Source organism: Acinetobacter courvalinii, from assembly GCF_014635545.1.
GTDB classification, from domain to species: domain Bacteria; phylum Pseudomonadota; class Gammaproteobacteria; order Pseudomonadales; family Moraxellaceae; genus Acinetobacter; species Acinetobacter courvalinii.
This window is the reverse complement of record NZ_BMDA01000002.1, coordinates 512,172-521,284: the sequence shown is the minus strand read 5'-3', so window position 1 is coordinate 521,284 and position 9,113 is coordinate 512,172. Positions and strand designations below refer to the sequence as shown.

At 42.4% G+C, this 9,113-nt stretch carries 10 protein-coding genes; 8 read left to right on the top strand and 2 right to left on the bottom strand.

The annotated features are described in order from the left end of the window. Positions 1 to 366 precede the first annotated feature (366 nt). Genes yfiR through yfiB form a run of 3 tightly spaced genes read left to right on the top strand, consistent with a single transcriptional unit; the run spans position 367 to position 2,597 of the window. Positions 367 to 879 (top strand): regulatory sequestration protein YfiR, encoded by a 513-nt coding sequence (gene yfiR / locus IEV39_RS12085; RefSeq protein ID WP_486599114.1) that lies wholly within the window; start codon positions 367 to 369, stop codon positions 877 to 879. 6 nt (positions 880 to 885) lie between these two features. Next, entirely contained in the window at positions 886 to 2,109 is a 1,224-nt protein-coding gene (gene dgcN, locus IEV39_RS12080; protein ID WP_005283184.1) for a diguanylate cyclase DgcN/YfiN, read from the top strand. Between the two features lie 8 nt (positions 2,110 to 2,117). Then, entirely contained in the window at positions 2,118 to 2,597 is a 480-nt protein-coding gene (gene yfiB / locus IEV39_RS12075) for an outer membrane lipoprotein YfiB (protein ID WP_005227291.1), read from the top strand. Between the two features lie 48 nt (positions 2,598 to 2,645). Here the strand turns inward: yfiB and IEV39_RS12070 are convergent, their stop codons facing one another. Beyond that, positions 2,646 to 3,656: a metallophosphoesterase gene (locus IEV39_RS12070; protein WP_005283181.1), complete on the bottom strand. Its 1,011-nt coding sequence runs from the start codon at positions 3,654 to 3,656 to the stop codon at positions 2,646 to 2,648. A gap of 169 nt (positions 3,657 to 3,825) precedes the next feature. Between IEV39_RS12070 and IEV39_RS12065 the strand changes: the two genes are divergently transcribed. Then, complete coding sequence (locus IEV39_RS12065) at positions 3,826 to 5,388, top strand: phospholipase D family protein (RefSeq protein ID WP_227554517.1); 1,563 nt, start codon at positions 3,826 to 3,828, stop codon at positions 5,386 to 5,388. Here IEV39_RS12065 and IEV39_RS12060 read toward each other — a convergent pair. Continuing rightward, positions 5,381 to 6,211: a lysophospholipid acyltransferase family protein gene (locus tag IEV39_RS12060; protein ID WP_005283175.1), complete on the bottom strand. Its 831-nt coding sequence runs from the start codon at positions 6,209 to 6,211 to the stop codon at positions 5,381 to 5,383. The two genes, IEV39_RS12065 and IEV39_RS12060, sit on opposite strands and share 8 nt — an antisense overlap. Positions 6,212 to 6,401: 190 nt before the next feature. Between IEV39_RS12060 and IEV39_RS12055 the strand changes: the two genes are divergently transcribed. The 4 genes from IEV39_RS12055 to IEV39_RS12040 all read left to right on the top strand — a co-directional run bounded on the left by IEV39_RS12055 (position 6,402) and on the right by IEV39_RS12040 (position 9,046). Beyond that, the gene (locus IEV39_RS12055) at positions 6,402 to 6,542 is read left to right on the top strand and encodes a hypothetical protein (protein ID WP_005227295.1); all 141 of its coding nucleotides are present in this window, start codon (positions 6,402 to 6,404) and stop codon (positions 6,540 to 6,542) included. A 74-nt stretch (positions 6,543 to 6,616) separates the two neighbouring features. Beyond that, positions 6,617 to 7,960: a ribosome rescue GTPase HflX gene (hflX, locus tag IEV39_RS12050; protein WP_005283172.1), complete on the top strand. Its 1,344-nt coding sequence runs from the start codon at positions 6,617 to 6,619 to the stop codon at positions 7,958 to 7,960. 43 nt (positions 7,961 to 8,003) lie between these two features. Then, the gene (locus IEV39_RS12045) at positions 8,004 to 8,366 is read left to right on the top strand and encodes a hypothetical protein (RefSeq protein ID WP_005283168.1); all 363 of its coding nucleotides are present in this window, start codon (positions 8,004 to 8,006) and stop codon (positions 8,364 to 8,366) included. Positions 8,367 to 8,377: 11 nt separating this feature from the next. Continuing rightward, on the top strand, positions 8,378 to 9,046 hold the full coding sequence (locus tag IEV39_RS12040) for an LrgB family protein (RefSeq protein WP_005283165.1): 669 nt from the start codon (positions 8,378 to 8,380) through the stop codon (positions 9,044 to 9,046). The last annotated feature ends 67 nt before the right edge of the window (positions 9,047 to 9,113 follow it).

The following is a 9,113-nucleotide window of genomic DNA, read 5'->3' as shown; positions in this document are numbered from 1 at the left end:
TGATCTTCTCAATGATTCGTCATCATCAAGCTAGGTCGGCTATATTACTCTCAATTTCTTAAAAGTCAACAGGTAATTTAGATATTTAGCAAACTTATCAACCAATCCAAGAATCTAACCATTTTAACCAAATCCTTGTTTATCAACAAGTTTTTATCTGCATCACCGCCGATGGATGTGCATTCTACAGCATTCCCTACCCAATGCAACACCCTTTTTTAAATTTATTTGAATAATTTGATTGAACGCATACTTTTTGAACTGAATAGTTACTTTTATTCGCTTTTCTGAGTAATTAAGAACTTTTTTTAAACAATTAAGTCCAGTAGAATATGTCTCTTGCTTCACATTTTTTGGCACTTCTGATTGAAAATACGGTTTTTAAATATCAAAGCTCGATCTATCTTGCTTGCAGCTTCGGTAGCTGTGAGCCCGCTTTGCTATGCCATTTCGACGCATAACTTCTATGAGTTAGCATTATCAATATTAAGTTATAGTAAATGGTCGAACACCACCCGCCCTTCTATTTGTGTGATTGACAATACGGAAGCAGCCAATCAGTTTCAGTCAAATATCCGTCAGTTGGCTTATGATTATCAAGTTCAGGCGGTCACGGCAAAAGATTTTCCCAAAACTGAATGTCATGTGGCTTATTTCACCACGACCTCGCCACAACAACAGCAAAACCTGATTCAGGCTTATCCATCTCGCTCATTACTTTCTTTAAGCACCAATAATCCGGCGTGTGAAGTCGGCAGTATTTTCTGCTTATATAATAAGAAAACCTATTCGACCTTTAAGGTGAATCTGGAAGCATTGAGTTATTCCAAAGTTCATATCGATCCAAGAGTTTTGCTCTTGGCGAAGAATGCGGAGTAAATGCAGATGATTTCCAATTTATATCAGTCAACTTCCTTACATGCATTATTCCGTAAATCGCAGTTTGCGATTTTTGCGATTACCTTTGTGATTTGTTCTTTTACCTTTGCCACAATTTCCATGTTTACCATGGAAACTTATGCCAAACAGAACTTGCAGCTTTTGAGCCAGACCGTGCTTGAACGGATTCAGCCAGCCGTAGTGTTTCGGGATAAAGGCGCGATTGACCAGATTCTGGATGATTATACGCGTCAACATGCCATTCGAACGATTCATGTGTATGATCCTCAACATCAGCTTCTTGCCGAAAGTACCAAAAAAATAGCCCATACCTCCATGATGCAGGACCTGATGGATCGCTGGTTTTTACATGATCCCGTCAAGTTAATGATTGTGCATCACAAGAAAAAAGTGGGAGAACTGGTGTTATACGGAAGTTCAGAAAATATTTTACATTTTCTGAAAACCATTATTATCGGTCTGGCCATTTCAATGTTCTTTATTGTGATTGCCTTATTATGGTCAGTGAATATTACCTATCGCCAAATCATGCAGTCGATTAAGCCGCTGACCCATATCGCCCAACTGGTCAGTGACCAGAAAGCCTATAATCTGCGTTTTCCCAACAACCATATTAAAGAGTTCCAGAATTTAAATGCGGTATTTAATGAACTGCTAGAAGAAATTCAGATTTGGCATACGCATCTGCAAAAAGAAAATCGTCAACTTTCATTTCAGGCTCATCATGATCAGCTGACCAGCCTTCCAAACCGTCATTATTTCTATCAAGAGCTGTTTAATATTTTTGAGAATCCGCAATACCGTCACAATTCAGCTTTACTCTTTATTGATAATAATAATTTCAAGATGATTAATGATCAGTATGGACATTTGGCCGGTGATGCGGTGCTAAAAGAAATGGGCGACCGTTTAAAACTTTCTGTCCGTCATGAGGATTTTATTGCCCGTTTGGGTGGGGATGAGTTTGCTATTATCCTGCATTCTATCCATCATGCGGATCATTTACAGACCATTGCTGAAGGTCTACTGGCCAGTTGCAAGGAGCCTTTAGATTTCAATGGTGAAATTATTCATTTTGGTTTTAGCTTAGGAATTGCCTTTTCTCAGTTTGCAGAGAATCCAGAAGATTTGATTATGCAAGCGGATCAAGCCATGTATAAAGCTAAAAGTTTAAATCCACATTGGTTTCTTTATAAACCAGAAATTTAGGACATGTTATGCGCGCACACACCATTAAAATTTCATTTATTGCGTTACTCTGCCTAACATTGGCTGGATGTTTAAGTTTTGGCCCGTTGAAATATCGTCAGGTCAAGATGTTAAAAAAAGAGGGGTTTGTATTAACGGATGAAGGCTGGAGTCTCGGCTTACCAGAACGTTTGTTATTTGATTTCAATAAGGTCGATATTAAGCCGGAGCATCAGCAAGAGATTGTACGTCTTGCAACGCAGCTGAATAAATATGATCTGCAAAAATTAAAAATTGTCGGCCATACCGATAATATCGGCAATCCTGAATATAATCAGAAACTTTCAGAAGAACGTGCTCAAAGCGTTTCTTCAATTTTCATCGAACAGGGTTTTAAACCCAATAATTTAACGGTACTCGGCCGTGGCTCGAATCAACCGTTTGTACCGAATACTTCGGATGAAAACCGTGCCAGTAACCGTCGCGTGAATGTGATTATTATTCCTTAACGCATTGCCATCATAAAAAAGCCGACTCAACTCAGTCGGCTTTTTTATTTAAATCAATTCGATAATATCCACTGTTGGGGGCACTCTAAAGCGAAATGGTACACCCACCATACCGGTTCCTACTGTCACAAATACATCCGCATGTTCATGCGTATAAAAACCTTTTTTATGTCCCAGAATCGACACCCGCTTCATAATATAGTTGGTAATCCACGGCAGTTCGATCTGCCCGCCATGGGTATGGCCCGATAACATCAGGGGACGCGTCGGTAATTCAGGTACCATATCCACGGTATCCGGATTATGCGACAAAATCAGCCAAGGCTTGTCTTGCGGCAACTCAGGCATAAAGCGCATATTCGCCTTACCTGCCCACAAATCACCAATCCCGATGAGACGGAATTCGTCAAAATCGACAATTTTGCCTTCAATATCCATCACATTATTATGTTCTAGCGCTTTACTCAACAACGCCTGAATGGGTGGGCCAGGATATTGTTCGTCATGATTACCGGGTACAGAATAGACCGGCGCCTGTATTTGCTTGAGCACTTCCAGTTCTTGCACCAAACGGTTTTCCGGCTCATAGGTCCAGTCCCCTGCCACCACCACCAGATCAGGTTGTTCCTGATTCAGCTTCTTCACAATGATTTTTAGCTGGCGTTCGTGCCCAGAAAAGAGACCGACATGCATATCGGCCACCAATGCGACCTTGACCGGACGAGTAAACTCACGCTTTGGATTGAGACGGTATTGATGACGTTTGATATGAATCTGATGCGGTTCAATGAAGCGTGCATAAATCAGCACACTGCTTAACAAGAAGATAAATCCCGCCTGATGCAGGCTGTAATAGCCCACCCAGCCTGCATACAGACTAAAGCACCATAGCGGGACCAATAAATACGAAAGATAAAACGCCAGCAAATGTACAAAGGCTTTAAAAGGATGAATGGTTTCTGTACGTGCCTGATGGACCCAGGCCTGAATCAATGCCCACAATGCTAGAACAGCAAAAATAAGATAAAAACCAACAATAACAGTATCTGAATCCGACATTACAGCCCTCATTAACTTCACTTTAGGGACATACGTCTCATCTTATATTTATCTTTTTCGATGAAATGGTATACTCGAGCCCAACTTTTAATCAGTAACGATTATGACGCAATTTTCTCATTTAAATGGCAAACATACAAAGATAAGTACAACCGCTTACAATAAAAATATGCTTGCGATTTATTGCGCCATTGTGTTGACTGTGACGGGGTGTAGTACGCTCCCCAAGCATAAGCTGGAACCGGTAATCCAAACCGTTGCCCAGATCGATACCACCCAAACTTCTTTGGCTCAGGTGATCCGTCCTTTACAAGAACAACATCCCGACCTGACTGGCTATCACGTCTTATATGAACCGCTAGAAGCACTGGCAACGCGTCTTCGTTTGATTGATAAAGCCGAAAAAACACTGGATTTACAATACTATATCTGGGATAACGACAAAGTTGGGGCTTTAGCACTACACGCTTTAATTCGTGCCGCTGATCGTGGGGTAAAAGTCAGATTACTGATTGATGATAATAATGCCAAACATACGGAAGGTATTTTTCTGGCGCTGGCCCAGCATCCCAATATAGAAATTAAATTATTTAACCCGTACCGGTTTCGTAAATACCGTGCACTGGATATGGTACTCGACCTGAAACGTATTAACCGCCGGATGCATAACAAAAGTTTTATTGCCGATCACCAGGTGGCCTTGATTGGCGGTCGCAACATGACCAACCAGTATTATAATGTCAGTGATAATTACCAGTTTTCCGATGTGGACGTGATGCTGTTCGGCACAGCCGTCAATGATATTTCCAAATCTTTTGATGATTACTGGAATCACGAATATGCCTACGATGTCAGGGAAATTGTCAATCCAAAATCGCATCGACTGAGCTATGAAAGTTTAAAGCAGCAACTGGATGAGCACTATAAACGGATTACGGTACAGAATTATGTCGACCTGACCAGCCGTTCCCAAGCCATTGATTCACTCATGAATCGGGATATTTCTCTGGAATGGGTCAAGGCCGAGGTGGTGAAGGACTCCCCGGATAAAATTAAATCCAAAGCCAAAAAAGAAGAGCACTTGAATTTCCAGCTGATCAATCATCTGGAACAACCTGAAAAAAATATTGATCTGATCTCGGCTTATTTTGTACCGGAAAAGAAAGGCGCAAAAATTTTAAGTGAACTGGCACAAGATGGAGTCAAGGTCAGAGTACTCACCAACTCCTTTAAAGCCAATGACGTGGCGGTGGTTCATGCCTTTTATGGGAAATATCGTCAGGAATTGCTGGAAAATGGGGTACAACTGTATGAGTTCCTCCCCGCATTGGATAAAAATGATTTAGATAAACATACTGAAGAGTTAGCGAAAAAAGCCAAGGTCAATCTTAAGGGACTGAGTCGTTCCAGCCTGCATGCCAAATTGATGGCACTGGATGAGAAACAGGTATTTATTGGTTCCTTTAATTTTGACCCCCGTTCTGCCTATTTAAATACTGAAATCGGGGTATTGCTGAATAGCCCACCCTTAGCACAAGCCGTGCATGCCACCATGGATCAAAACCTGAAAACCTATGCCTATCGGTTAGTATTGGATGCCAATAAGAAAATTACCTGGCAGAGAGAAACACCTAGAGGTCCTTTGATTTATACCAAAGAACCCAAGATGAAATGGTGGCAAAAAGCTGGCGTAAAAATCATTTCATGGTTGCCAATCGAAGGCTTTATGTAGACTCGGCCGTTTCTGGCAAGACCGTCAACACCTTCTGCTGTAATTTGGCCAGACCGGCACGCATCTGACGATCCACTTCTTTGGTCAGGCTATCTACAGTATGCCCTTCGACTGAAATCGCAGGTAAAGTCATCAGATGTGCGGTAACTTTCGGCATTTCCAAGACACGCTGCACATGTTCTGCAAAGGTCATTTCACCAATAAACGGCGCCACCAGATCGAGTTCTCCGTTCTGGTTGACATAGCAAATCACACAGACCTGTACCGGACGTTGTGCCTCAATGGCCGCACCCAATAAACGTCCATGCACCTTTTTGACTTTACGCCCATCTGTTGTGGTCGCTTCCGGGAAGAACAGAACCGGAATATCCTGTTTTAAGAATTCTGTAATCTGTTCACGGATACGGATCGAATCACCTGATCCACGTTTGATAAATAAAGTTCCGCCGCCTTTTGCCAGTTTTCCCAGAATCGGCCATCTTTCAACTTCAGCTTTGGCCAAGAAAAAAATTCGTGCACCCGACCCCAGCACCGCAACGTCCAGCCATGAAATATGATTGCTGACCCAAAGCGCAGGTTCACGCGGAATGGTCCCGTGGACTTCGACGTCGATATTGAACACTTCGCATAAACGGCGACAGAAGTACTGTACGTATCGGGTATTGACTGGATTATTGGGATCTTTATATAGACCATGACGGTAAATCAGATAAAAGCCTTCACCTATTGTTTCCAGGCCTGAGGCTAATTTTTTACTATACAAACTCAATTTAGAGATTAAATTTAATGGGGTTTTATTTACCGCTGTTACTTCTTGAGTCATAAATCATTAAAACCGTACGCATAGATGCACATGTGCATTGAATTCATCCAGTTATATCATGCCAATATCGACTTATAGAAGTTATCTGCATCATAAAAAGCGAATGCGAGCATAATTTTTTTCAATTTTAAAAGGTTTATTAGATCAATTAATATAAATAAATCGAATTTACTGATTAAAAGGTGATGTGATGAATCTACAAAGCACAACATCAGAAACCCAAACCCCCGTTCCTTATGGCTATGCGCTGAGAATGTTTCTCGGCTGGTCAATTCTATATATGGGCACACTGGTCGGTTTCATTGAGCTTTTACGTCGTAATGTCATATAAATCGTGTAAGCCTTTGCCCTTTGCTTGAAGTTTATTCTAGAATAAGACTTTAAAAATAAGGATTACATAGTCGCGTGGAAAATTTTGAGCAGCGTCAAAGCGGTGAACGGGCAATTTTAGTCAGTGTGTCTGTTCAGCTCCTCGATGATCTTGATGCTGAAGAGTTTCGATTGCTTGCTCAATCCGCTGGCGCTGAAATCCTTGAACATCTTGTAGTACAACGCAATAAACCTGACCCGAAATTTTTCATTGGCTCAGGTAAAGTCGATGAAATCGCCGAACTGGTACAAAGTCTCGAAGCTGAGCTGGTTATTTTTGACCATTCCCTGTCACCCGCCCAGGAACGTAACCTGGAACGGATCTTGAAATGTCGTGTGATTGACCGCACGGGGTTAATTCTGGACATTTTCGCCTTACGCGCGCGGACCCATGAAGGTAAATTACAGGTCGAACTGGCCCAGCTCAAGCATTTATCCACGCGCCTGATTCGTGGCTTTACCGGTAATCTGGAACAGCAAAAAGGCGGGATCGGCCTGCGTGGACCCGGTGAATCACAACTTGAAACCGACCGTCGTTTAATTCGGGTGCGAATTACCCAGCTCAAGGATAAACTGGTCAAAGTACAACAAACCCGCCTGCAAGGTCGTGCCGCAAGACAAAAAGCCGCGATCCCGACCATTTCACTGGTGGGTTATACCAATGCGGGAAAATCAACCTTATTTAATCTGCTGGCAAAAAGTGATGTCTATGCCGCAGATCAACTGTTTGCCACGCTCGATCCAACCTTACGCCGTTTAGACTGGGATGGTATTGGCACGGTAGTACTCGCAGATACCGTCGGCTTTGTCAGAAATCTGCAGCATGATCTGGTTGAATCATTTAAAGCAACCTTGGAAGAAACTCTAGAGGCCACCTTACTGCTGCATGTGATTGATAGCAGCAGTCCGAATATGCCAGAGCAAATTGAAGCGGTTGAATCTGTTCTCAAAGAAATTGGTGCCGATGCGCCCATCTTGCATGTTTACAATAAAATTGACCTGAGCGGTGATGCGCCCAAAATTATTTATAAATCGGCAGACCAGCCTGATCGGGTCTATGTTTCGGCACATTCAGGTCAAGGCTTGGAGCTGCTTGCGCAAGCGGTACAACAATGTCTGTTGGGCCAGTTACAAGATTTTGATTTAGTGTTAAAACCTGCTTATGGGAAATTACGCACCCAGTTATATACCCTGAATGTCATTCAGTCTGAACATTATGATGATCATGGCAATTTACACCTGTCGGTCTGTATTGCACCACATAAGCTGGAACAACTCATTAAACAGGCTCATTTGCCATTAGACGAAATACTGGGAAAAAAAGCTTCCCTATTCCAGCGACCTTTGGAAGAATTTGAGATCGACCCTCACTCATCCTAATTGCGATCAGCCATCGTTTAGATTAACGAGAGTAACAAATAAAATGAAGAATATTGATTGGACAGCTTGGTTTGGCACGATTTTATTAATTATTGGCTATCGTGAAGGAGCTGTCGCGATCACAACGGCTTTTGGTCATCCTGAACTGGGCAATCTGGTCGGACTGATTAGTCTGTTAATGACCTTATTCATCTGGAGACGCTTTAAAAAAATCTCCAATCGTCTGATTGATACCAACAATAAAATTTTGAAAGAAAGTGCGTTTGCCTTTTTGCCCATCTGTGCCGGTTCATTAATCATGCTGGTGCATATGGGCAAGGAAATTCCTGCCTTTCTATTTATTTTAACATTCAGTACATTATTGCCATTATGGATCTATGCCAAAATGGCGAAGCGTTGGTTATAAGGAGCTGATCGATGTCTATGGTTATCTATGGCTTTATCATTACCTTGATCAGTTATCTTCTGGCCAAACCGCTGAATCAGAAATTTCCACAGATTCCCTTAATCGTTTTCGGCATGTTTATTGTCATCACGTTCTTAGCCATTTTCGGGATTCCCTATCAGCAGTACATGGATCATGTGAATAATGTTTTTAATCACCTGCTCGGCTACGTCACCGTGGCTTTGGCGATTCCTCTGGCTGCGATGCGCTATGATGACTTACCGCTTAAATCCATGATCGGTATCTTGTGTTTCGCAAGTATCAGTGCAGTGGCTTTACCGATGGGACTAGCGTATTTGCTGCATATGTCCGAACCGACCATTCTGGCATTTGCTACCCGTGCTGTAACCACACCCATCGCACTGAATATTGCAACCCTGCTACATGCCCCTTTAATGATGGTAACCCTGATCGTCATTTTATCCGGAGTGATTGGCGCCGCATTTTCTCCCTGGATCTTAAAACATATCCATGATGAACGTGCTTCGGGCCTGGCCCTAGGTCTGGCAGCACATGCCATTGGTACTGCACAGGCATGGCAACGTGGACCTGTTGCGGGCCGATATGCTGCATTTGGTATGGCTGTGAATGGCGTATTTACCGCAATCTGGCTGCCGACTTTTATTTTATCTTTATCTTAAAATTTGCCACAAATATCAGTTAAAGGTTGAACTGGTTGTCAAAAATCCTTCATAATGAATGCTTGAA